This window comes from Hymenobacter psoromatis (assembly GCF_020012125.1).
Taxonomy (GTDB): Bacteria; Bacteroidota; Bacteroidia; order Cytophagales; family Hymenobacteraceae; genus Hymenobacter; species Hymenobacter psoromatis.
This window is the reverse complement of the sequence record NZ_JAIFAG010000001.1, coordinates 1,586,702-1,609,215: the sequence shown is the minus strand read 5'-3', so window position 1 is coordinate 1,609,215 and position 22,514 is coordinate 1,586,702. Positions and strand designations below refer to the sequence as shown.

At 62.8% G+C, this 22,514-nt stretch carries 18 protein-coding genes; 4 read left to right on the top strand and 14 right to left on the bottom strand.

Going from position 1 to position 22,514, the window contains the following annotated elements:
• Positions 1-117: 117 nt before the first annotated feature.
• From xylA to LC531_RS06910, 3 genes are all read right to left on the bottom strand, one after another.
• The gene (xylA, locus tag LC531_RS06920) at positions 118-1,434 is read right to left on the bottom strand and encodes a xylose isomerase (protein WP_223649584.1); all 1,317 of its coding nucleotides are present in this window, start codon (positions 1,432-1,434) and stop codon (positions 118-120) included.
• Between the two features lie 159 nt (positions 1,435-1,593).
• The gene (locus tag LC531_RS06915) at positions 1,594-3,069 is read right to left on the bottom strand and encodes a xylulokinase (RefSeq protein ID WP_223649583.1); all 1,476 of its coding nucleotides are present in this window, start codon (positions 3,067-3,069) and stop codon (positions 1,594-1,596) included.
• A gap of 118 nt (positions 3,070-3,187) precedes the next feature.
• Entirely contained in the window at positions 3,188-5,380 is a 2,193-nt protein-coding gene (locus LC531_RS06910; RefSeq protein ID WP_223649582.1) for a glycoside hydrolase family 3 N-terminal domain-containing protein, read from the bottom strand.
• Between the two features lie 264 nt (positions 5,381-5,644).
• On the opposite strand from LC531_RS06910, the gene LC531_RS06905 reads away from it, so the two are divergent.
• Positions 5,645-6,823, top strand: a complete 1,179-nt coding sequence (locus tag LC531_RS06905; protein WP_223649581.1) for a LacI family DNA-binding transcriptional regulator — start codon at positions 5,645-5,647, stop codon at positions 6,821-6,823.
• A gap of 19 nt (positions 6,824-6,842) precedes the next feature.
• Here the strand turns inward: LC531_RS06905 and LC531_RS06900 are convergent, their stop codons facing one another.
• A complete protein-coding gene (locus LC531_RS06900) occupies positions 6,843-7,784 on the bottom strand; it encodes a polysaccharide deacetylase family protein (protein ID WP_223649580.1) in 942 nt (313 codons plus the stop codon).
• A gap of 81 nt (positions 7,785-7,865) precedes the next feature.
• Between LC531_RS06900 and dapA the strand changes: the two genes are divergently transcribed.
• Positions 7,866-8,729 (top strand): 4-hydroxy-tetrahydrodipicolinate synthase, encoded by an 864-nt coding sequence (dapA, locus tag LC531_RS06895; RefSeq protein ID WP_223649579.1) that lies wholly within the window; start codon positions 7,866-7,868, stop codon positions 8,727-8,729.
• Positions 8,730-8,791: 62 nt separating this feature from the next.
• Here the strand turns inward: dapA and LC531_RS06890 are convergent, their stop codons facing one another.
• From LC531_RS06890 to LC531_RS06855, 8 genes are all read right to left on the bottom strand, one after another.
• Complete coding sequence (locus LC531_RS06890) at positions 8,792-9,643, bottom strand: cupin-like domain-containing protein (RefSeq protein WP_223649578.1); 852 nt, start codon at positions 9,641-9,643, stop codon at positions 8,792-8,794.
• A gap of 120 nt (positions 9,644-9,763) precedes the next feature.
• Positions 9,764-10,513, bottom strand: coding sequence for a (Fe-S)-binding protein (locus LC531_RS06885; RefSeq protein WP_223653869.1), 750 nt, complete (start codon positions 10,511-10,513; stop codon positions 9,764-9,766).
• The gene (locus LC531_RS06880; protein WP_223649577.1) at positions 10,513-11,022 is read right to left on the bottom strand and encodes a hypothetical protein; all 510 of its coding nucleotides are present in this window, start codon (positions 11,020-11,022) and stop codon (positions 10,513-10,515) included. Before LC531_RS06880 ends, LC531_RS06885 begins: the two co-directional genes overlap by 1 nt.
• A gap of 2 nt (positions 11,023-11,024) precedes the next feature.
• Positions 11,025-11,888 carry a hydroxymethylglutaryl-CoA lyase gene (locus tag LC531_RS06875; protein WP_223649576.1) on the bottom strand — a complete coding sequence of 288 codons (864 nt, stop codon included), beginning with the start codon at positions 11,886-11,888 and terminating at the stop codon, positions 11,025-11,027.
• Between the two features lie 258 nt (positions 11,889-12,146).
• Positions 12,147-14,435, bottom strand: a complete 2,289-nt coding sequence (locus tag LC531_RS06870; RefSeq protein WP_223649575.1) for a patatin-like phospholipase family protein — start codon at positions 14,433-14,435, stop codon at positions 12,147-12,149.
• A 112-nt stretch (positions 14,436-14,547) separates the two neighbouring features.
• A complete protein-coding gene (locus LC531_RS06865) occupies positions 14,548-15,135 on the bottom strand; it encodes a hypothetical protein (protein WP_223649574.1) in 588 nt (195 codons plus the stop codon).
• 112 nt (positions 15,136-15,247) lie between these two features.
• A complete protein-coding gene (locus LC531_RS06860) occupies positions 15,248-16,831 on the bottom strand; it encodes a carboxylesterase/lipase family protein (RefSeq protein ID WP_223649573.1) in 1,584 nt (527 codons plus the stop codon).
• An 83-nt stretch (positions 16,832-16,914) separates the two neighbouring features.
• Entirely contained in the window at positions 16,915-17,385 is a 471-nt protein-coding gene (locus LC531_RS06855; RefSeq protein ID WP_223649572.1) for a hypothetical protein, read from the bottom strand.
• A gap of 478 nt (positions 17,386-17,863) precedes the next feature.
• Between LC531_RS06855 and LC531_RS06850 the strand changes: the two genes are divergently transcribed.
• Together LC531_RS06850 and LC531_RS06845 are read left to right on the top strand one after the other, a co-directional pair.
• Positions 17,864-19,087 carry an AraC family transcriptional regulator gene (locus LC531_RS06850; protein ID WP_223649571.1) on the top strand — a complete coding sequence of 408 codons (1,224 nt, stop codon included), beginning with the start codon at positions 17,864-17,866 and terminating at the stop codon, positions 19,085-19,087.
• 509 nt (positions 19,088-19,596) lie between these two features.
• Positions 19,597-20,931 (top strand): M23 family metallopeptidase, encoded by a 1,335-nt coding sequence (locus LC531_RS06845; RefSeq protein ID WP_223649570.1) that lies wholly within the window; start codon positions 19,597-19,599, stop codon positions 20,929-20,931.
• Between the two features lie 134 nt (positions 20,932-21,065).
• Here the strand turns inward: LC531_RS06845 and LC531_RS06840 are convergent, their stop codons facing one another.
• Entirely contained in the window at positions 21,066-21,620 is a 555-nt protein-coding gene (locus tag LC531_RS06840) for a hypothetical protein (RefSeq protein ID WP_223649569.1), read from the bottom strand.
• A gap of 177 nt (positions 21,621-21,797) precedes the next feature.
• Positions 21,798-22,514: a hypothetical protein gene (locus LC531_RS06835; RefSeq protein WP_223649568.1), complete on the bottom strand. Its 717-nt coding sequence runs from the start codon at positions 22,512-22,514 to the stop codon at positions 21,798-21,800.

The following is a 22,514-nucleotide window of genomic DNA, read 5'->3' as shown; positions in this document are numbered from 1 at the left end:
ATCCTACGGATTTTCCGGCAGTATGTAGGGGCGGGGCTTGCCCCCACCCGTCATTTGCGCCGGCCCAACGGCACCGCCCAACGACGGGCGGGGACAAGCCCCGCCCCTACTGCCCGGCTAAATGTATGTATTGATAATACTTTCCAGCCACTCCTGCTTGCCGCTGCGGGGGGTAGGCTCGCCGCTTTCGTGGGCAATCTTGCGCAGGTCTTCCAGCGTCAGGCCGCCCTTGGCGAAGTCGGCACCGGGGCCCTGGTCAAACGAGGCGTAGCGCTCCTGCCGGAATTTCTTATACCCCGACTTTTGCAAAATGGCATCGGCCGTCACCAGCGCCCGCGCAAACGTGTCCATCCCCGCAATGTGGGCCACGAAAATATCCTCCAGGTCGGTCGAGTTGCGGCGCGTTTTAGCGTCGAAATTAATGCCGCCTTGCGTGATACCGCCCGCTTCCAGAATAATCAACATACTCTCCGTCAGCTCATTGATATTATTCGGGAACTGGTCGGTGTCCCAGCCGTTCTGGTAGTCGCCGCGGTTGGCATCCATGCTGCCCAGCATGTGGGCATCGGCCGCCACCTGCAGCTCGTGCTGAAAAGTGTGGCCCGCCAGCGTGGCGTGGTTCACCTCCAGGTTCAGCTGGAAATCCTTGTCCAGCCCGTGCTCGCGCAAGAAGCCAATGACCGTGGCCGCGTCAAAATCATACTGGTGCTTGGTGGGCTCGGCCGGCTTGGGCTCGATGAAAAACTTGCCCATAAAGCCTTGTTTACGCGCGTAGTCGCGGGCCAGCGTCAGAAATTGCGCCAGGTGCGCCAGCTCGCGCTTCATATCGGTATTGAGCAGGGTCATGTAGCCCTCGCGCCCGCCCCAAAACACGTAGTTCTCACCGCCCAGCGCAATGGTCGCGTCAATGGCGTTCTTGACCTGCGTGGCAGCGTGGGCCACTACCGCAAAATCGGGGTTGGTGCTGGCCCCGTTCATGTAGCGCGGGTTCGAAAACACGTTGGCCGTGCCCCACAGCAGCTTTACACCGCTGGCCTGCTGGTGCTGTTTGGCATAGTCCACAAGGGTGCTCAGGTTGCTTTCATACTCGCGTAGCGAGGAGCCCTCATCCACCAAATCAAGGTCGTGGAAGCAATAATACGGCGTGCCGAGCTTGGTGAAAAACTCGAACGCCGCGTCCATCTTATCCTTGGCCCGGCCGACGATATCGCCCTGCGCGTCCCAGGCAAACTTTTTGGTGCCCGGCCCGAAGGGGTCGCCGCCGGTACCCACAAACGTGTGCCAGTAGGCCACGGCGAAGCGCAAATGTTCCTTCATGGTCTTACCGGCCACTACGCGGTTTTCATCGTACCATTTGAAGGCCAACGGGTTATCCGATTCGCGGCCTTCGTATTTTATGTGCGGGATGTCTTTAAAAAATTCCTGGCTAGCCATGAGGAAGGGAGTGAGGGGTAGGGAAAATGATTAAGGAAGTAGGGTGCGGGGCTAGCACCCACCCGTCGTTGAACGATTTGCATCGGGTTCGTTCAACGACGGGCGGGGGCAAGCCCCGCACCCTACTTCGGGAATAACGACGGGATGATAATGACAGCTTTACGGCAGCAGGCGCTGCCAGTCTGAATACGCTTCCTGGTACTGCGCCTGCAAAGCGGGGGTAGGCTCCTCCACCCGAATGCGCCGCAGGCCCCGAAACGCCTCCGCAAAGCTGGCATACACGCCCACCCCGATACCCGCGCCGCGCGCCGCGCCCTGCGCCGCATCGGTGTCGTAGAGTTCCAGCGTCAGGTTACCGCAATTCACGAACGCTTCGCGGAAAACGGGGCTCAGAAACATATTGGCGTGGCCGGCCCGCACGGTTTGCGCCCGCACGCCGGCGGCGCGCATAATGTCCAGGCCGTAGGTGAGGGCGAACACGATGCCTTCCTGCGCGGCCCGGCTGAGGTGCGTCCGGTCGTGCACGTTGAATTGCAGGCCGTGCAGGCCGGCGGCGGCCGGCCGGTTTTCCAGGATGCGCTCGGCCCCGTTACCGAAGGGTAGGAAGCGCAGGCCCTCGGCCCCGATGGGCGCTTGGGCAGCCAGCGCGTTCATTTGGTCATAGGGCAGGTTACCCACGATTTTGCGCAGCCAACTATTGAGAATGCCGGTGCCGTTGAGGCACATCAGCACGCCGTTTTTGGGCTGCTCACGGGTGCTGTTGACGTGCACGAACGAGTTGACCCGCGAGCGTGCGTCGGCCGTGGCCGTTTCGTTGATGCCGTAGATGACGCCGCTGGTACCGGCCGTGGCCGCCACCTCGCCCGCGTTCAATACATTGAGCGAGAAGGCATTATTTGGCTGGTCACCGGCCCGGTAGCTAATGGGCGTGCCGGCCGCCAGGCCCAGCACCTGCGCCGCCCCGGCGGTGAGCAGGCCCTGCACGGCAAACGTGTCCACTACCGCGGGCAGCAGGTCGGCACTAATGTCGTAGTAGTCAAGCAGCTCTTGCGCAAGGGCCTGCTTTTTAAAGTTCCAGAACACGCCCTCCGACAAGCCCGACACGGTGGTTTGCAGCTCCCCCGTGAGCCGGTAGGCGAGGTAGTCGCCGGGCAGCTGAATTTTATGAATTTGGGCATAAATCGCCGGCTCATTTTCCCGCACCCACTTCAGCTTGGAAGCGGTAAAATTACCCGGCGAGTTCAAAAAATTCTCCAGGCAAAATTCCTCACCCAGTTCCGTAAACGCCTGGTTGCCAAGCTCCACGGCCCGGCTATCACACCAGATGATGGCGGGCCGCAGCACCTGCCCGGCCTTATCGAGCAGCACCAACCCGTGCATCTGATACGTGATGCCGATGCCGGCCAGCTGCGCCGGGTCGAAGGGGTAGGCGGCCCGCAGCTGCTGCGTAGCGTTCACGACTTCCTGCCACCAGCGCGCCGGGTCCTGCTCGGCCCAGCCGGGCCGGGGCACGCTGATGGCCAGCTCGGTAGCGCCGGGCGAGGTGGCCGCGGCCACGCAGCGCCCGGTGTCAATAGCGAGCAAAGAAGCTTTTATAGACGAGCTACCGATGTCGTAGCCAAGGAGGTATTGCATTGGTTTTAAGCTGGTAGGGTGCGGGGCTTGCCCCCGCCCGTCGTTAAACATCTCGGGTCAAATTCGTTCAACGACGGGCGGGCTTCGTTCAACGATGGGCGGGGGCAAGCCCCGCACTCTACTTCACGGTCAGCACCGCTGAGGCAGGCTTGGCCACCCCCAGCGCCAGGCTGCGGGCCGAGGGTAGGGAGCCGCCCACGTACACCGTAACCGGGCCGCGGGGGGCATAGGCGGCACCATTTTTATCTATCAGCGCCAGCTGCGCGGGCGTCAGCGTGAAGTTGACCTGGGTGCTGGTCCCCGGCTGAAGCATAATGCGCCGGAAGTTTTTGAGGGCGAAAAGCGGCGTTTGCGCGCCGACCTTGGGCGGGTGCGTGAGGTAGAGCTGCACTACTTCCTCGGCGGCCACGGTGCCGACGTTGGTGAGGGTAGCGGTAACTTCGGCCGACTCCTGCTGGCCGATTTTGGCCTTGGCCAGCTTCAAATTTGAGTACGTGAACTTGCCGTAGCTGAGGCCAAAGCCGAAGGGATACATGGGCTCGGCGGCGAGGTAGCGGTAGGTGCGGCCGGCCATGCCGTAGTTTTCGTAGGCCGGCAGCTGGTTCAGGCTTTTGGGAAAAGTGACGGGCAGCTTGCCCGAGGGCGAAGCCTTGCCGAAGATTAAATCGGCCACGGCGTGGCCGCCTTCCTCACCGGGATACCAGGCCAGGAGCACGGCATCAGCCAGCTCGTGCACCTCGGCCAGGTTCATGGGGCTACCCCCCGTGATGACGGCGACGATGGGCGTTTTGCTGTCTTTGCGCAGCTTGCGCAGGAAGTCAATCTGGTTCGCGGGCAGGTTGTAGTCGAGACGGTCGCCGGCGTGGGGCGAAGCGATGGCCTCGCCCTCTTCGCCTTCCAGCACCCCCGTGAGGCCCAGCACCACGATAATGGCATCGGTGGTTTTGGCATCGCCGGTGGTCCAGTCAATGGGATTAATATTGGCCCTGTCGAGCAGCGCGCCCTGCTTGTACTCTAGCTGACTGCCGGGCTGCACGGCCCCCGCTAGGCCCTCCAGAATGGTGGTTAGCTGGCCGTTTACGCCGTAGTAGTTGCCCAGCAGGGCATCCACGCTGGTGGCGTTGGGGCCGGTCACGTAGTACTTGCCCAGGTCGGGGCGCAGGGGTAGCACGCCGTTATTTTTGAGCAGCACCATCGACTTGAGGGCCACTTCCTTGGCCAGGGCGCGGTGGGCGGAGCTATTCACCACCTCCGGCCCCAGCTGGTCGTAGGGGGTAGCGTTTGCCCCGTCAAACAAGCCCAGCTTAAAGCGCGTGCGCAGCAGCATGGCCAGCGCGCTATCCACCTGGCTTTCCTTAATTAAGCCCTGGCGCACGGCCTCGGGCAGCTTGGCGTAGGTGTCGCCGCAGTTGAGGTCTACCCCCCGCGAGAGGGCCAGCGCGGCGGCTTCGGTCTGGGTTTTCACTACTTTGTGGCCCTCGTAGAAGTCGGCCAGCGCGCCGCAGTCGCTCACCACGTGGCCGCGGAAGCCCCATTCCTTGCGCAGCACCTCTTGCAGCAAAAAGGTATTGCCGCAGCAAGGCTCGCCGTTCACGCTGTTGTAGGCGCACATCACGGCCTCCACTTTGGCCTCCTGCACCAGGGCTTTAAAGGCGGGTAGGTAGGTTTCGCGCAGGTCCTGGGGCGAGGGTTCGGCGTTAAACTCGTGGCGCAGCTTTTCGGGGCCGCTGTGCACGGCGTAGTGCTTGGCGCAGGCCGCCACTTTGAGGTAGCGGGGGTCGTCGCCCTGCAAGCCCCGCACGAAGGCCACGCCCATGCGACTGGTGAGGGTAGGGTCTTCACCGTAGGTCTCCTGGCCCCGGCCCCAGCGCGGGTCGCGGAAGATGTTAATATTTGGAGTCCAGAAGGTTAACCCACCGTACTTCACGTAGTAGTTCTTGGCAATGGCGGCGTTGTACACGGCCCGCGCCTCGTCCGAGATGGCGGTGGCCTCGCGCAGGGCCAGGTCGTCATCAAACGTAGCCCCCAGCCCGATGGCCTGCGGAAACACCGTGGCCGGGGCCGAGCGGCCCACGCCGTGCAACGCCTCGTTCCACCAGCTGTAGGCCGGCATGCCCAGACGCGTAATGGCCGGGCTCTGGTCGAGCATCTGCTGCGCTTTTTCCTCCAGGGTGAGCTGCTTAATCAGGTCGTTCACGCGCACGCTGAGCGGCTGCTTCGGGTCGCGGAACACGGCCGTGGTCTGCGCCTGGGCGGTCAGGCCCGCCAGCAGCGCGAGGCCGGGCAGGAAGTGTTTCTGCTGAGCGGTCATCGGGGTGGGAAAGGAAGATGAGCTAAGAGGGCGGGGTAGACGGCGAGGAGACAACAGGCCAAATGTAGCGGCGGAAATACCATCCCCTGACGCCGGAAAAGCCGCATTTTAAGAAAAATAGCTGGTAAACCTATCGGCAACGTTTGCGCAAACGTTGCCGATAGGTAATCTTTACACCATATTTTTTGCCGGCTCAGCCCGGTAATTGGCCTCGAAGCTTGCCAGTCGCTGTGGTTTTACTCACCTTCCCTACCCCCCTGTCCTGTGCTTACCTGCGTTAAATGCGGCCTCGCCGACAAGGTGGTGCGCGCGGGCTTTGTGCGCGGGCGGCAGCGCTTCTGTTGCAACGCCTGCGCCTACCACTTCACGGCCGAGCGGCCGGCCGGCCCACCCAGCCGCAAGCGCCACCAGGCAACCATCGCCGATGTGGCCCGCCAAGTGGGGGTAGCCCCTTCCACAGTGTCGCGGGCGCTCAACGGCCACCCCGACATCAGCCCCGTGACGCGCCAGGCCATTCTGGACGCGGCCCGCCAGCTCAACTACCAGCCCAACCTATTGGCCCAGAGCCTACAAGGCCGCGCCACCAACACCATCGGCGTGGTGATACCCGACCTGGAGCGGCCGTTTTTCGCCACCGCCGTCAGCGGCATTCAGCAAGTAGCCACCGAGGCGGGCTACCGGGTTATGATTTGCCAGTCGAAGGAGTCGTATGCCACGGAGGTCAGCAACGTGCAGGCCCTGGTAGCCAGCCAGGTAGACGGCCTGCTCATTTGCCACTCGCGCGAAACCGAGAACTTCGACCACATGAGCCCAACGGCCTGCCGCGACATTCCCATCGTGCATTTCGACCGGGTGTTCAACCAGGAAAACGTATCGCGGGTGATGATTGACGACTGGAGCGGGGCCTTCGCCGTCACCGAGCACCTCATTCAGGAAGGTTGCCGGCGCATTGCCCTGCTGGCGGGGCCGGCCGCGCTGCTCATCAGCCAGCAGCGGCAGGCGGGCTACCTGGGGGCGCTGCGCAAATACGGCCTGCCCGTGGCCGACGAGCTGATAGCCCACATCAATTTCCGCACCGAGGCGGCCGTAGCCTGCCTCGATGCCTGGCTGGCCCTACCCCAGCCGCCCGACGCCATCTTCGCTATCAACTACACCAACGCCTTCGACCTGCTGCTGGCCCTGCGCCGCCGGGGCCTGCGCGTGCCCGAAGACCTGGCCATCGTAGGCTTCGGTGACGAGTTTCTAGCTGGCCTCATCGAGCCCGGCCTCACTACCGTAGACCTGCACCCCTACCGCATCGGCCAGCAGGCGGCGCGCTTGTTTCTGGAGCAGATACAGCTGCAAGAACGCTTCGAGCCTCGCACCTGCGTGGTCAAGAGCGAGTTGATTATTCGCCAGTCGTCGCGGCGCGGACAGGGCCGGGGGTTTCAGCTGGCTATTTAAGCCGCCGGCGGGGGTAGGGCTAGAAGCTCTGCACCATATTATTGTGCAGCGTGCGCGGGCTCCAGTAGCCGCTGGCGATAATGCGCCGGATGGTGAAGAGCGGGTCCTGCTGGTCGCGCTTTTCGGCCAGGCTGAAGGCGGCCACGAAGCCGCGCTGCTTCAGCTCGGGGAAGGCCGGGGGGTTCCAGAGGCCGAAGGGGTAGGCGAAGTACTTGATTTTCTTGCCTGTAATGTCTTCCAGCGTCTTGGTGGGCTTGTCTATTTGGGTTACCCAGTCCTGGCCCTGGTATTTTTTTACGTTGTGGTGGTCCCAGGTGTGCGAGCCAATCTGGTTGCCCTCGGCCGAGAGCTGCTTCACCATATCCTTGGTCATGTAGTGCGGGCGGCCCAGGCTCACCGTCATCACAAAATACACGCCCTTGTAGCCATACTGCGCCAGCGTGGGCCGGGCGATGGTAAACTGGTCGAGGTCAGTATCATCAAAGGTGAGCATCACGGGCTTGGGAGGTAGCGCCGCGCCGGTGGTGAGGTAGGCGTAGAGCTGGTCGGGCTGAATGCTGTGGTAGCCGCTGTCGGCCAGCATCTTCATCTGGGCCTTGAAGGCAGCGATGGGAATGATGTAGTCCTTAGCCCCTTTCGAGTCGCGGGCGGTCCAGTCCCGAATCTGGTGGTAGCAGAGAATGGGCACCTGCGGCCGGGCATAGATGGCGGCCGCATCGGCAGCTTTGGCCGCTGGGATGGTGCTGGGGTCGGGGCCGGGCTTGGCGTTGGCCTCCTCAGTGGCGATGGCGGCGTTGCCCGAGGTGGGCGCGGCTTCGTCCGTTTTGGCGGCCGCGGCCTCGCCCGTTTTTTCGCTAGTGGCCAGCGTGCGGGCTTCGCCGGTGGTGGCAGTTTTAGAATCGCAGGCGGCCAGCGCCAGGGTAGCCGCCAGCAGGCCGGCAGCGGGAAACAGGGTTTTCAAGAAAGGCAGTAAAAAATGCCGACGAGATACGGCGGCGAACGAAAAGCGTACTTTTGCACAAAGCAACAACCTCCACCGCGGATGAACAAATTACACGGCACCGGCGTGGCCCTGGTAACGCCCTTTACCCCCACCGGCGCGGTCGATGCAAACGCCTGGCGGCGACTCCTCGACTTTACCATTACGGGTGGCGTAGACTACCTCGTTATCAACGGCACCACGGGCGAGTCGCCTACCGTTACGCCCGACGAAAAGGCTGACCTGCTGCGCGTTGCGCGCGAGCACGTGGCCGGGCGCGTGCCGCTCGTATACGGCATTGGCGGCAACGACACGGCCGCCGTGGCGCGGCAGCTGCGCGAAACGGACCTGGCGGGCATCATGGCCATTCTCTCGGCCAGCCCGGCGTATAATAAACCCAGCCAGGCCGGCTTAGTCGCGCATTATCAGCACCTAGCCGATGCCTCACCCTTACCCCTGCTGCTCTACAACGTGCCCGGCCGCACGGGCTCCAACCTCACGGCCGATACCACGCTCACGCTAGCCCGGCACCCCAACATTATCGGCATCAAGGAAGCCAGCGGCAACCTGGAGCAATGCCTGGCCATTCTGGCCGGTAAGCCAGCCGATTTTCTGTTTCTGAGCGGCGACGATATGCTCACGCTACCCCTTATCGCCTGCGGTGGCCAGGGCATTATCTCGGTGATGGCCAACGCCTTGCCCCGGCAATTCAGCGAGATGACCCGCGCCGCGCTGGCCGGCGACCTGGCCCGCGCCCGGCAGCTGCTCTTTAGCCTACTACCCCTCAACCCGCTTCTATATGAGGAAGGCAACCCCGTGGGCGTGAAAGCCGCGCTGGCGCTGCAGGGCGTGTGCGAGCCCGCCGTGCGCCTACCCCTGGTGCCCGCCAGTGCGGGGCTGACAGCGCGCATTCAAGCGCTCTTATAGCCGTCCCCTGCCTCCAGGCCACACAGCTCGTGCGTCTCGGCGCGCTCTGCAGAAAGTGGCGGTTATTTGCTTTTACTCGTCGATTTCTCCATTAGCCTGCAGAGCGTCCCCAGCGCAGTGGCGATGCCACTGACGACAATACCCCGGAGCTTGCTTTTGCTGGCCGGATAATCGTACATATCCTTTTTCCAAGCCTGATAATTATAGCGGTTCAGCTGGTCAAAAATCAGGGATATGTTGTGGCCCACCGCGACGGTCGTGTGCCAGATGCCGTTGGGAATAAAGATGGTTTCGCCGGGCTTTAGCACCACGCGCAGGGGGGTAGCCGCCCGGTACTTCGGGTATTTCTCGTAATCAGGCTTCAGAATATTGATGGGCGAAATAAAGCCCAGGCCTATTGGATAAAGTAATTCCGCCTGCTCCCTGGGAAATAGCACGAATTCTTTTTCGCCATACAATTGCGTTATCCAGGCGTTGGTATGGTACATGTCCTGGTGCAGATTATATTGGTTGCCCCTACCGCCAATAAATAAGTGAATGCTATTTCCGAACCTTCCGTAAGGCATTAGTTTATTACCAAACCAGTTTGGCAAAGAATAATGCATGTGTACCGGCTCCAGCATTTCCAGCAGCTTGGGCAATTGGGTAGGCACCTCAAACAGCATCGGATACGGGGCCGGGTTTTCGGGCGTGCTCCGGGCAGTAATCTCCAGAATATCGCGCATGGAGTACGTTGTCCCGTCGTGCGTCGTACTATAATCGGCAAAGTGCTCCTGGAAGAAAGCGGGCGTAAACTGCGTGTTGGACTTCCAGCTGGCCGAGGCATCCGTCAGAATAACTGGTATTCCGGGCTTTAAATAGCGCTCCACGAACTGCTCGTAGGGCAGAGCGCTTACTTTTTCTAGCTGTTGCATAGCGGTCAGCAGGTTAGGTAGGTTGGGAGTTCAAGGTACGACTGGCGTAACCTAAATCCCAACAAGGCCCTTAGGCTGTTATCTTAAACTTAAAGACCAGCTAAGCCACCGCCCGGTGCTTTACCAGCCGCTGGCCAGCACGTCGGCAATGTGCATCGTTTTAATGGCCAGCTTTTCGCGGCGGATATACGCTTCCAGGTGCATCAGGCAGCTCACGTCGGTGCTCACGATATAGTTGGCCCCGGTGGCCAGGGCGTGCTCGACTTTCTGCTGCGCCATTGCCACCGAAATAGCCTCAAACTTCACGGCGAAGGTGCCACCGAAGCCGCAGCAGGTGCTGGTTTCGGCCATTTCGAGGCGCGCCAGGCCGGCCACGCCGTCGAGCAGCCGGCGCGGGGCTTCGCGGATGCCGCACTCGCGCAGCGCCGCGCACGAGTCGTGGTAGGTATAGGTGCCGGCCAGCGCCGCGCCGGGTATAGTGCTGACACCCAGCACATCTACCAGAAATTCGGTTAGCTCGTAGGTGCGGGGCCGCAGGGCCTGGCAGCGCGCCGCGTCGGACGTATCGGCGAAAAGCGGGGGGTAGGCGTTGCGCACCATGCCCACGCACGAGGCCGATGGGCTCACCACGTAGCGGGCTTCGGACCCGGCGGCGGGGGTAGGAAAATCATCCAGAAACTTGCGGGCAATGTCGCGGCTTTCTGCTTTATAGCCAGCGTTATAGGCGGGCTGACCGCAGCAGGTTTGGGCGGGGTTGTAATGCACCTGGCAGCCCACTTTTTCCAGCACCCGCACCATGTTCAGGGCGGTGTGCGGGTAGAGCTGGTCCACGAAGCAGGGGATAAAAATGTCAACCTGGGGACTGGGCATCAAACGACTTGTCGAGAATTATTTAATTGCTTATAAAATCCTACTGATGCAATTAATGTAAACAGAAATGCTAGTAGCCCAAACATGATAGCTAAATTCCAATGATGATGATGAGCATCAGCAATTGAGAATATGATTTCACTACCTTTTTGCACTTGATAGGTAAACAGGTTCACGTGCCTCTCGACGGTGGGACCAGTATCATCATAATATACAGTCAATTCGGTCCCATTTCTAAATTTAGAGGCAAGTTGCATAGCATCAGATTTTACTGCACCCAACAATATTCCTGGTCGGCTAGTAGTATTTGCTAAATTAAGCACTACATAATATGGTCTAGTCCGTCCCGTGCCTTGTTCAATAGTTACGGAGTCAAGCCAAGCTGTGAGCTTAGTTAAATCAGCTATGTTTTTAGTAGCTCTCACTACTGAAACAGCACAAAAACTCCATAAAACAATCCCAAAACTTACGGCAAGCACCCAACGCCAAGTAGTAATTGGTTTATTCATAGCTAGCTAATCATCAACTGCACCGCCGCTTGCCTCGCCTGTTCAAAGCTACTCCTATCCAGCCCCAACTCCTCCCCCACCCCCTCCAAGTACGCCACCAGGTTCTCGGTGGCCATGTTGCCGGTGAGCACGTCGGTGGCCATCGGGCAGCCGCCGAGGCCGCCGAGCGCGCCGTCGAAGCGGCGGCAGCCGGCCTGGTAGGCGGCCTGCACCTTTTCGAGCCAGGTGGTGGGCGTGGTGTGCAGGTGCGCACCGAACTCGATATGCGGGAAAGCCGAGATTAACTCTTTGAATAAGGGGGTAATAAGAGCCGGCGTACTCACGCCGATGGTATCGGAGAGGGCCACGTGGCGCACGCCCAGCGCGGCCAGCTTCGCGGTAAAATCGGCCACCACGGCGGGGCTGTAGGGGTCGCCGTAGGGGTTGCCAAAACCCATTGACAGATAAACCATTAGCTCTTTGCCGCGGCGCTCGCAGAGCTCGTGCATCGCGGCTACGTCGGCCAGAGCCTCGGCAATGGTTTGGTTGGTGTTGCGCCGCTGAAAGGTTTCGCTCACCGAGAGCGGGAAGCCCAGAAAGTGGATTTCGGGGTGGCCGGCGGCCTGCTCGGCCCCGCGCCGGTTGGCCACGATGGCCAGCAGCTTGGTGCGGGTGCGGTCGAGGTCGAGGCCGGCGAGCACCTCGGCCGTGTCGCGCAGCTGCGGAATAGCCTTGGGCGACACGAACGAGCCGAAGTCGAGCACGTCGAAGCCCACGGCCAGCAGCTGCTGGAGGTAGGCCGTTTTGACGGGGGTAGGGATAAATTCCGGCAGGCCCTGCAGGGCATCGCGCGGGCATTCGGTGAGGAGGACGGGGGGGGTAGGCATCGCAGCGCGAAGGTAAAGCGCCTGGGCCTGGCCTCTGCGCGTCCGCGCCCAGCCATGACCTGCTGGCAGCGGAATTTTACCAAAGTTGGAACAGAAAGTAGGGACCGGGCAAATCCAGGCGGAGCAGAGGTGGTTCAACTGGCAAAAAGCAGTCGGGCTGCGCCACCCCGCAGCCCGGCCCACTGGCATTTCTGCGGCACCTGGTAGTCAGGTTAGGGCACCGCCCGGAGCGCCTGTAGTGCCTGTGAATCCTCGCTCCTACCGGTAGCCGAAGGGAAACCCAATGTTGAAATAAGGCAGCAGCTTTTTCGTCGCGTCCGAATACATCAGGCTCACGTCGATGGGGCCCAGCAATGAATTGATACCCAGCGTGAGGGAGCCGCCGTATATCATCCGGGCCGGCTGCGGCCGGGCGGCATTGGCCACGAAATCGTGGTAGAGCGCGTTGGCTTTGGCGATGACGAAGATTTTGGGGGCCACTGCGTATTGATAGCCCACCAGCCCGACCACCGCGCTGCCGGTGTAGAGGCCGGCTTCGGGCAGCCCGGCGAACGTGAGCTGGTTGCGCAGCCCGCTGGTGAGGCCACCCACCACGAAATCGTTGGCGATGGCCTGCTGGTAGTGGCGGTTCAGGCCCGCCTGCGCTTGCAGCAGCAGCGTGGCCCGCTTGCTCAGCGGCAGGTAGTACTCGGCGTTGAGCCGGGAATGCTCATACGGCCGAAAGGAGAGGTTAGCCGATTGCTCGGTCCCGATAACGGTGGTGTCGTCCAGCACTTTAAAGGCCGGTCGCTGCTGATACGCCCAGCCGTACTCGGCGTCTATCTTGTGGCCGTGGGTGGGGTAGGCCACAGCATTGAGCGTGTTTTCCTCGTAGAATAAGTAGCTGTTGAGCAGGCTGATGCGGCCGTCGAGCTGGAGGCGCGAGGCGATTTCGGGGGCGAAACGGCCGTACTCGTAGCGGGTGCCCAGGCCCAGGCCCCGGTTGCGGCTGAGCAGCCGGAACAGCTGCGCGTTGGCCAGCACGTAGCTCTGCGTGTAGAGGCCCGCTTTTTTAAAGCTCGTGCTGTACGTGGTGATGCTGACCCGCTCGCCCTGCGCCAGCAGGCGCAACACCAGGCGCTGGTGCGCGGTGAGATACTGCACGTGCTTGAGCCGCAGCCGGGGGTTTTCGCCGATGTTGAGCGCTACCTGGCTCGTGGAGGCGGCCGCGAGCTTGTTCTGCACCGTCACGCTGCCAATGAGGCCAATGCCCGTAAACGAGTTGTAGTTCAAGCCCAACCCGATGCGCGCGGCCGGGCTGCGCTCCGCATCCAGCACCAGCCGGGCCGACGAATCAGTAGCGGGCAGCAGCGCGTAGGTGATTTTGCGAAACGCCCGCGTGCCAAACGCATCGCGCACAGCCGCCGACAGCTGCGGGCCGGAGTAGTAGCGCCCAGGGCGCAGCCGCAGCTGCCGCAACAGCAACGCCTCCGAGGCCGGCGGCAGGCCCCGCACCTGGTACCCGGCAATATACACGGAGTCGGCTCGGCGGGCTGCGGGGGGGTAGGCAGGTGCCGGGCCATAGCGCGCATCCAGCGAGTCGCGTAGGGCTTTCAGCTTCGGATACACGGCCCGGCCCTGCCGCAGCCCCAGCGCAATAATGGGCTCGGCGGCCGCAAAGCTGCCGCTGGAGTAGTCGCCCAGCGGATAGTCCACGTACAGACTGCACAGCGCTTTCTGCGCTTTGAAGTCGGCGTTGTCCTTGAACGAAGAAATCTGGAGCAGCACGTCCACGGGGCTGCGCAGGTTGGTTTCGGTGTAGGCCCCGGCCGATACGTTACTGCCGATGACGACGGCCGCACCCATCGCCTTCACTTCCGACACCGGAAAGTTGCGCACCACCCCGCCGTCTACCAGCTGGTGCCCCTGGTACTGCACGGGTGTAAACACCGACGGAATGGCCATGCTCGCCCGGATAGCCGCCACGATTTCGCCCGTGCGCAGCACTTCCGGCTCGCCGGAAATAATGTCCGTCGCCACGCACCGAAACCCCCGCGGGAAGCGCGCAAAATCCTTGGTGCGGTAGTAGGGCAGAAATAACTCGCTGAGCTTGAGCCACAACTCTTCCGACTCGATAACGCCGTTGGGAAATTGCAATTTGCCTTTTACCACCGGTAGCTCCAGCAGGTAGTGGCCAAAATCGTCTTTGCCGGGCAGCGTAATCGTGCTCAGCTGGGCCGCATTCGTGAGCAGCGCGTCCCAGTCCAGCCCGTGGGCCACCCGCTCAATCTCGGCCCCCGAGTAGCCGGCCGCGTACAGCGAGCCCACCACGGCCCCCATGCTGGTGCCCGTCACGTAATCGACCCGCACGCCAGCCGAGTCCAGGGCCTTGAGCAGCCCGATGTGAGCCAAGCCGCGGGCCCCGCCGCCGCTCAGCGTCAGGCCCACCCGCGGGCGCTGGGCCGGGGTTTGGCCCCAGGCCAAGCTGGTGGTGAGCAACAGCAAAACCAAGCCCAGCCAACGCTGATACAGAATGGGTTGGGCGGCCGGGCGGTGGGCGTGCTTCATAACGTTACGCAGCAAGGCCTGCGTGAAAACAGGGGGTAGGGTAATGAGCAAAAGCCTCCTGCTGACTTTTTAGAGGGTAGGGCAATGGGTAAAAGCCGGATGGCCAAAAAAGCTAGCGCAGACCCAGGATGGTCACGCTGACCGGGTTGAACAGCCCGCCGCCGCTGCTATACCAAAGGTCAACGCGGCGGATGCGGCGGCCGCCCAGGCGCTGCAGGCTGAGTGGGGGGCTGTCGTGGCCCGGCAGCAGGCGGTAGCGCAGGGGTAAGCTGCTGGCCGGCCCGTAGTCGTAGCTCACCAGCAGGTGGTCCAGGGTCAGGGGCCGGTTATTAACCCGGAGCTTGAAATAGCGGAAGCTGTGGTAGGCCCCGCTCAGTACCGCGCCGGCCTGCCCCGCCGGCTGCCGCACCGCAATAGTGGCAACGGGAATCCAGCCGCTATAGGGCGGCCGCGGCGGGTAGGGTGGCCGTGGGGGGTAGGGCGGTCGCGGCGGCTGAATAGCCGGCTGCGGGGGGCGCGGGGGGTAGGGCGGCCGGGGTGGTTGGATGGGTGGCCGCGGGGGCTGCGGCTGGATGGTAGGCTGTGGCGGCCGCGGCGGCTGCACCTGGGGCCGCGGCGGCGGCACCACCTCCTGCGCCGCGCCGGGCCGGGAAGCCAGCAACGCGCTCAGCAGTGCGCAAAAGCAGAAAAACTGGTTCATAGGCGGGCGGATAAGCCAGCGGCGGCCAGCGGTAATTGATTAAAAAATTAGCCGACAATAAAGGCTTTTTAGTAATCCTGACTGACTGGCCCCGTGCCCCTACCCCCCTTTCTCAGCGCACCCCATCCCAGGCCCGGAGCTCCTTCGCGTGCGGATTGGCTTGGAGCTGCCAGGTGGTGTTCAGTAACATAGTTTGGCGCTCGGCGGTGGTGTAGGGGGGCCAGCCGGGGCTGCCGGTTTTGGCAAACTCAACCCAGGCGTCCTGCATCTTTTCGGCCAGCTCGGCGGGGCCGCCAGCGGGGCCCAGCATCCCGCGCGGGCCCGTCTCCAGGGCGCGCTGGTTGAAGACGAAAGGCAGCGCCAGCCCGTGGTAGGCCCCGTAGGTGCCAGCCGCTACCGAGGAGGGCCAGGCAAATTCGTACATGTACGTTTTGCCGGAAAGCCGGGCGTGGGCATCGGCGTAGCGTATCGAAGGCAGCTGAAACTGATAGGCCGTGAGGATGGCTGAGAATAACTCGCCCCGCGTCTTTTTGGGGTAGGCCTGCCGGTACACCGCCACCAGCGCCGCCGGGGCCGGATGCACGGTTTGCGCGGCTTTATTGAGAATAAAATCGAGCTTGATTTTCTTCAGCAAGCCCGTTGGCACCAGGAAAGCATTCACCTCGTCGGTGTTGTAGCCCAGCAGCAGGTCATAGTTCGCACCGGCCCCCTTCAGTACGCTTTGCAGGGGTAGGGTGGGGATAATGTCGCCGTCGATGACCGGGAAGAACAGCGCCAGCCCACCGGTGGGGTCGGCGGCTTCCGCGGTTTCGAGCTTCACCATGCGGGGCGTTACTTTAGGCTGGGCGGCCAGCAGCTGCTCCGGCGTGAGGCGGGCGTAGGCCGCGCGGGTGTTTTTGAGGTGCAGCACCTTCCCAAACTTGCGGGTCACGCGGTCGGCCTGCTCGCCGGTGAGCACGGCCTGCCCCGAGCCACTCATCATAATGCTCCGCTGAAACAGGCCCTTCGCGGCCGGGCTCGCCAGCAGAATCCCCACGCTCATCGCCCCCGCCGACTCCCCAAAGATGGTCACGTTGGCCGGGTCGCCCCCAAAGTGGGCGATGTTGGCCTGCACCCACCGCAGGGCCGCCAGCTGGTCGCGGATGCCCAGGTTGGAGGGCACGCCGTTGATTTTGAGAAAGCCTTCAATACCCAACCGGTAGTTGAGCGTAACCAGCACGACGCCTTTTTGGGCGAAACTCGCGCCGTTGTAGAGCGGCACGTCGCTGGTGCCAATCACGAAGGCCCCGCCGTGAATGAACACCAGTACGGGGCGGGCGGGCCCCGTCAGGGCGGGCGTCCAGATATTGGTAGTCAGGTAGTCATCGCCCTTCACCCAGCCCGTGCCGAAGGCCGCGTCATTGTCGATGCCCGCGGCGGGCGGGCGATTAAACGGCGCGGTCGGGCCGCTGTGGGTAGCGTCGCGCACACCCGGCCAGGGCTGGTGCGGGGCCGGGGCCGCAAAGTGCAGCTCCCCCACGGGCGGGGCGGCGTAGGGGACGCTCTTGAAAACGAGCACGCCTCCCACGCGCTGCCCCCGAACCTGGCCCGCCGCCGTGGTGGCCACCAGGTCCCCGCCGTCGGCCTGGGCCGTGGCCGTGGGGGCACGGGCCAGTAGCAGGCTCAGGAGTAAGAGTGGGGTAGCTAATCCTTTCATAGCGCGTAAGAGTTGAAGGCTACATGAGCCCCATTGGGATAATTGGGAACGTGCGGCGGGAGTGTCCCGCCCAAAAACCCGCATCAGCGTTCGCCGAGTAAGACGTCCTTGTTGCGCAGCCACAAGGCCCGGTCCACTAGCTCGGTAGACTTTTTATTGAAGCGCAGGCTACTGAAATTGAGGCCAATACCGACCACCTGCAAGGCAATGCTGCCAGCGCGCGCATTCTTATTCAGCACCACGCTACCCACCAGCGCGGCCACGGACGTTATACTCAGCACGCGGCTCACCACCCGGTCGTGCCGGCCCTGCCGATACAGGTCGTTGGTTACGCCGGAGATAAATTCCGTCTTCAGCTTGCGAAACGGCAGCTGCTTGCCGCCCATAATGTACTTATCGCCATAGCCATAAATCGTGCGGCTGTCGTAGACCCGCACCAGCGAATCGCGGGATAGCCCACTGCGAAGCGGGGCCTGCGCGGCAGCGGGCGGAACCCACCCCAGCAACAGAAAAATCAACGGGGTCAAGCTAGCCTGAAAGAGTAGTTTGCGCATACTAAAAGGGGGGCCGGGGCCGCCAGGAAAAACCGTTTCTTATAGGAAGTGCCAGGACTAGCCCGGCTCGCAGGCCCTTGCTGCGTGAAGTCAACACTGCGCGGCCTGTAGAGCCCGCCGCTTCCGATAGCAATAGTAGAGGTGCCCATTCCGGTAAGCAAGGGGGCGGGGGACCATCCTGTTACATTTTGCAAAATGTAACAGGATAAGATTGGGCAAAAACAGATTTTTAGCATTAACTATTTGATTTTTAGCACATTATTTTTTAATTTCTCTTGACCTCTGGCCATAGTCCGGCGCGGTACCTGGCTAATTGCGGGGTAGGCTCGGCAGCATTAGTACTTCGGAGCAGGGCTTTAAAAAGTTTTATTGTATCTTGCTATAAGTCAACATAATATTGTGGTATGGCAACCGGCTATTCGGCTTTTGTTTATGGCCGACACTGGAAATGCGCCTGCGTCCCTAACGCTCCGCCCGCATGATACCCGTCCTGCCTTTGCTGGCCCACGCCGAGCTGCTGACCGTGTTCATGTTCCTGGGTGCCTTTATCGGCACGCTCGTTAGCCTCATCCTGGCGTTCGGGAGCCCGGTGCCGCGCCACGCCAACCGCCTACTGAGCGTTTCGCTCTTCAGCGTCGCCCTGTTTGCCCTGACCAGCGCGCTGCTCATCAATCACGCCATTTTTCTGGTGCCGCACCTGTTCCGGGTAAATATGCCGCTGCACTACCTGGTCGCGCCCTGCGCCTACCTCTACGTGCGGGCGGTGCTGTACCAGGAAACCCGGTTTCGCCGCTTCGACTGGCTGTTTTTTGTGCCCTTCGGGCTGCATACCCTGGAGCTGCTGCCGTTTCTGCTGCACGGGGCCGCCTACAAAGTTCACTATTTGCAGCGGCTGCTGGTGGATGTGGCGGGCGTTGCCAAGCAGCAGGAAGGGCTGCTGCCGGCCTACTACCACCCGGTGCTCAAGTTCGGCTATGGCACCGCCTGCGTGGTGCTGCAGTGGCGGCTGCTGGGGCAGTTCAGCCGCCGGGCCGACCGGGCCAGCCGTGGCGAAAACCACAGGCTATTGCGCTGGCTGCGGCTTTTTACGCTGCTCAACACCCTGCTTTACCCGCCCGTGCTGCTGGCAATAGTGCTGCCGGTGAGTGGTACCTACGCCACTATCTTCGCCGTTTGCGTGCTGGGCAGCTACCTACTGGTGACTTCCACGCTGTTGCTCTTTCAGCCCCAGGTGCTGTACGGCCTGCGCCCCGCGCCGGCAGCGGCGGCTGGTGCAGCCGAAGCTCCTGCACCCACCGCGCCAGCCGCCACTAAAAAGGCAGACCCGGCGCGAGCCTGTTTGCTGAGCAAAGAGCGCAAACAGACGTATTGCGCCCTGCTGAAAGGACATATGCAGCAGCAGCCGTTTCGACGCAAAGGGTATAGTATTAAAGACCTGGCAGCCGAAACCGGCATCCCGCCGCACCACGTCTCAGCTCTCATCAATCAAGAGTACCGGATGAATTTCAGCGACTTTCTCAATCGCTACCGGGTCGAGTACATCAAGGCGCGCATGGGGCAGCTCGACTGGCGGCACCTCACGCTGGAAGGCCTCGCGCTCGAAGCGGGCTTCAGCAACCGCACCACGTTTTTCCGCGCCTTCGTGAAGCTTGCCGGCTGCACACCCACCGAGTACCTGGCCCAGATTACGCCTTCGGCATAAGATTTAATCACTTATCTGATAGCAGCTTGACGGGTATTCTTTTTTCGATTACCTGCGTGAGGAAGCATAGCTACTACCGGGCGTCACATACCACCAGCAAATGAGGCAGTACAACTGCCTACTCCTCCTCGTTTGTATTTCTGAGGCAGGCACGGCGGCTTGCTTTCCTACCCCTAGAGCCGTTTCCAAGTCAGTGTACAGGGCGGGCTGCCGGCTTTTCGCCGGCTGTCCGCTCGTTGTGCGCGCCGGTTGTGCTGCCGACGAGCGGACAGCCGGCGAAAAGCCGGCAGCCCGCACCCAGCCAACGGTACAGCCACTCGGGAACGGCTATAAGCTGGCCTGCAAGTCTATAATACGCGCTGGCGATACCGGACAGAAAGAGCATCAAGCAGCGTAGGGCAAGCGGGGTCGTGCTGCCTGATGCTGATGCCCGCCACCACCCGCGCGCAGATTCGCAATGTCTCCGCTCCTACCCCGAACTTGCCTACGCGGGCCGGCGTTTCGGGGCCATGTACTTTCCTTTTTTGCCCGCTGGCCGGGCCGGCCGCCGCGCCGGAAGCGGTATTCTGCTGCTGCTGCTTGCCTCACTGGCCAGTTGCAGCAAGCCCCAAACCCTGGCGGCTTTGTTTCAAAAAACCACCCCGCACGAAGATTACGCCCGCGCCCTCGACCGCGCCGGGTTGCGCGAAGCCGCCTTGGGCCAGCAGTGGCAGCAAGCCGCCGAGCGCGCCCTGCACGACTCGCTGACCGTGACGCTGCCGGTGCTCGAAACCGGCTATTTCCGGGCCGAGGAACCCACGGCGGCCGGCTACCGCTACGTCGTGCGGGCCGGCGAGCTGGTGCACGTGCGCCTCACGCTGGCCCCCGGCCCGGTGCTGGCCCCGCGCGTGTTCGTCGATGCCTTTGCCCTACCCCCCGGCCGCGCCCCCGAGCCACTGCGTTGGACCGCCACCGACACCACCGCCGCCGGCTACGACTACACCTACCAAGCCACCGACGACGGCCAGCACCTGCTGCGCGTGCAGCCCGAGCTGCTGGCCGCCGGTCGCTATACCCTGCGCCTGTGGCGCGGGCCGGGTCTGGGGCTGTTTCCGGTGAAGGGCCGCACCGACCAAGCTATCATCAGCCGCTGGGGTGACCCGCGCGATGCCGGGGCGCGCCGCCACGAGGGCTTGGACATCAGCGCCCCGCGTGGCACGCCCGCCGTGGCCGCCACCGACGGCTATATCACCCGCACCGGCGAAAGCCAGCTCGGCGGCCGCGTGGTGTGGCTGGCTGATAATCAAGGTCAAACTCTGTATTATGCCCACCTGGATAAGCAGCTGGTGCGGCCCGGCCAGCACGTACGAGCCGGCGACACCCTGGGCTTGGTCGGCAACACGGGTAACGCCCGCACCACGGCGCCACACCTGCACTTCGGCATCTACCAGGCTGGGCGCGGGGCCGTGGACCCCTGGCCGTTTTTGCACCGCGAAGACGCCCTCCCTACCCCCCTTGCCGGCCCCGACCGCCGCGGCGAGTGGGTGCGCCCACGCCCGGCCGCGGCCACCCGGCAGCTGCCCGCCACCCTACCCCTACTGGTGCTGGGCCAGCGCGCCGGTTACCTGCGCGTAGCGCTGCCCAATGGCCAGCGGCGCTACGTGGCTGCCCGCGCCGTGGTGCTGGCCCAGCCGCTGCGGCGGCTGACGCTGGCCGCCGCCCACGAAATTCAGACCGTGCCCCAGCCCGGCGCGCCCGCCCTGGCTGCCTGGCCCCCGCGCACGCCGGTAGTGGTGCTGGGCGAAAGCGCCGGCTACGCCCTGCTGCGCGGCCCGGCCGGGCAGCAGGGCTGGAGCAAGATTTAGTAAGGTAATAACGCGGCAAAAAGAGCGGTCATGCTGACGAAGGAAGCATCTCGGCTGCGCAAGTAACGCTAACGGCAGGAGTTAGCTACGCGGCCGAGATGCTTCCTTCGTCAGCATGACCGTTTTTATCAGCTTTATTCTTCCTTCACTATCACCGCCCGCCCTGTTTGGCGCGAGTATACCAGGCGCTGGCTGGCGGTAGAGCCGAGGTAGTCGAAGCTCACGGCCGGGGCATCGGAGCCGACGGGCGCGGCGGACCGCTCAAAATGAGTATCGCTGAAAAACGTGTTCATGCCCCGCAGGATATTGATTTCGCGGTCGCGCACGGAGGCCGACTCGTTGCTACGCAACGTAGGGTCGGTGAGGAGCACGCTGGCGGGCAGCACCTCGCGGTGCAGCGTGTCGCCGCGGCTATTTAGCACGCTGAAGTACGCGCGGCTACTCAAAACGCGCGGGCCGCGCAGTTGAAGCACGAAGGTATCGGGGGCGCTGAGACTGGAAAAAACGTGGGCGACGCGCACGGTGTGCAGTACCGTGGCCCCGTTCACACGCTCGCCCCGGCCCCTGGGCGGCGTAAACTCAGTGTGCGGGCCTTTGGTCGCAGTAGCCGTTTCACGCTCGGTATTGAGGCAGGAAGTCAGCGTGAGTAGCAGCGCGGCGGTGGCGAGTAAGGGAATAGAAATTCTCATTAGAATGAAGGAAAAATTATTTTTATTAGTATTCATAAAAATCCGTTTGTCCTGGCGAGCGCAGCGCGGCAATCGCTCCAGAACGAAGCCCGAACGATTTCGTTTTGGGGCGATTGCCACGCTGCGCTCGCCAGAACAAACGGTTGTTTGTCAACACGAAAGCCAACAGCTAATAACTCACAGCCAGCCGATTTCCAGGCCCAGCAGCAGGCGCGGCGGCTCGGGGAGTGCGGGGCTGGGCAGCAGGGCGCTGAGGCGGTAGCGGCCCACCAGCGCCAGCGCGCCGCTGCCCACGCGCAGCCCTACCCCCCCCTGCCAGCGCGCCAGGTAGTCGGGCTGGTGCGCCACCACCTCTAGCTGCCCCCCGCTGGCCGAGGGCTGGCGGGTGGTGTAGTTGGTACTGAAAGCCCAGCCGCCGTAGCCGAGCAGGTCGAGGTAGCGGCCTACGGTATTGCCCCGGCGGCGGCCGGGGTTGAAGCGCAGGCTGGCTTCGGCCTGCGCCTGGTGAAAGCCGATGGTCTGGCTATCAAAGCCCGCGCCAAAGGGCAGCGGGCGCGGGGCATCGGGCGCCAGGCCGTAGCGCAAATAGGCGTAGCGCAAGTCGGTATTGAGGGCCAGATAGGGCCCCAGCCGCCGCTTGAGCCGCCCGCCCAGCTGCAATTCGGAAGAGGATAACCCACGCTGCACGCCCAGCGCGCTCGGGCCGGCGGCTAGGGCATAGCCTACGTAGAGGTGCCCGAAGTAGCGCCGGTTGGGCCCCGTGCGGGGGGGTAGGGTATCGGTAGCTACGTCGGTTTGCAGTAGCACCTGCTGGGCGCGGGCGGCCGGCGCGGCAGCCAGCAGGGCCAGCATTACCAGCGCGGCCCAGGGCCAGAAGTCTCGCGGGCATTGCAC

Coding starts and splice junctions, on each gene's coding strand:
- dapA (WP_223649579.1), top strand. CDS start 7,866: ATGAACAAATTACACGGCACCGGCGTGGCCCTGGTAACGCCCTTTACC.
- LC531_RS06885 (WP_223653869.1), bottom strand. CDS start 10,513: ATGCCCAGTCCCCAGGTTGACATTTTTATCCCCTGCTTCGTGGACCAG.
- LC531_RS06870 (WP_223649575.1), bottom strand. CDS start 14,435: ATGAAGCACGCCCACCGCCCGGCCGCCCAACCCATTCTGTATCAGCGT.
- LC531_RS06845 (WP_223649570.1), top strand. CDS start 19,597: ATGTACTTTCCTTTTTTGCCCGCTGGCCGGGCCGGCCGCCGCGCCGGA.
- LC531_RS06855 (WP_223649572.1), bottom strand. CDS start 17,385: ATGCGCAAACTACTCTTTCAGGCTAGCTTGACCCCGTTGATTTTTCTG.
- LC531_RS06850 (WP_223649571.1), top strand. CDS start 17,864: ATGATACCCGTCCTGCCTTTGCTGGCCCACGCCGAGCTGCTGACCGTG.
- LC531_RS06915 (WP_223649583.1), bottom strand. CDS start 3,069: ATGCAATACCTCCTTGGCTACGACATCGGTAGCTCGTCTATAAAAGCT.
- LC531_RS06910 (WP_223649582.1), bottom strand. CDS start 5,380: ATGACCGCTCAGCAGAAACACTTCCTGCCCGGCCTCGCGCTGCTGGCG.
- LC531_RS06880 (WP_223649577.1), bottom strand. CDS start 11,022: ATGAATAAACCAATTACTACTTGGCGTTGGGTGCTTGCCGTAAGTTTT.
- LC531_RS06860 (WP_223649573.1), bottom strand. CDS start 16,831: ATGAAAGGATTAGCTACCCCACTCTTACTCCTGAGCCTGCTACTGGCC.
- LC531_RS06865 (WP_223649574.1), bottom strand. CDS start 15,135: ATGAACCAGTTTTTCTGCTTTTGCGCACTGCTGAGCGCGTTGCTGGCT.
- LC531_RS06840 (WP_223649569.1), bottom strand. CDS start 21,620: ATGAGAATTTCTATTCCCTTACTCGCCACCGCCGCGCTGCTACTCACG.
- xylA (WP_223649584.1), bottom strand. CDS start 1,434: ATGGCTAGCCAGGAATTTTTTAAAGACATCCCGCACATAAAATACGAA.
- LC531_RS06875 (WP_223649576.1), bottom strand. CDS start 11,888: ATGCCTACCCCCCCCGTCCTCCTCACCGAATGCCCGCGCGATGCCCTG.
- LC531_RS06890 (WP_223649578.1), bottom strand. CDS start 9,643: ATGCAACAGCTAGAAAAAGTAAGCGCTCTGCCCTACGAGCAGTTCGTG.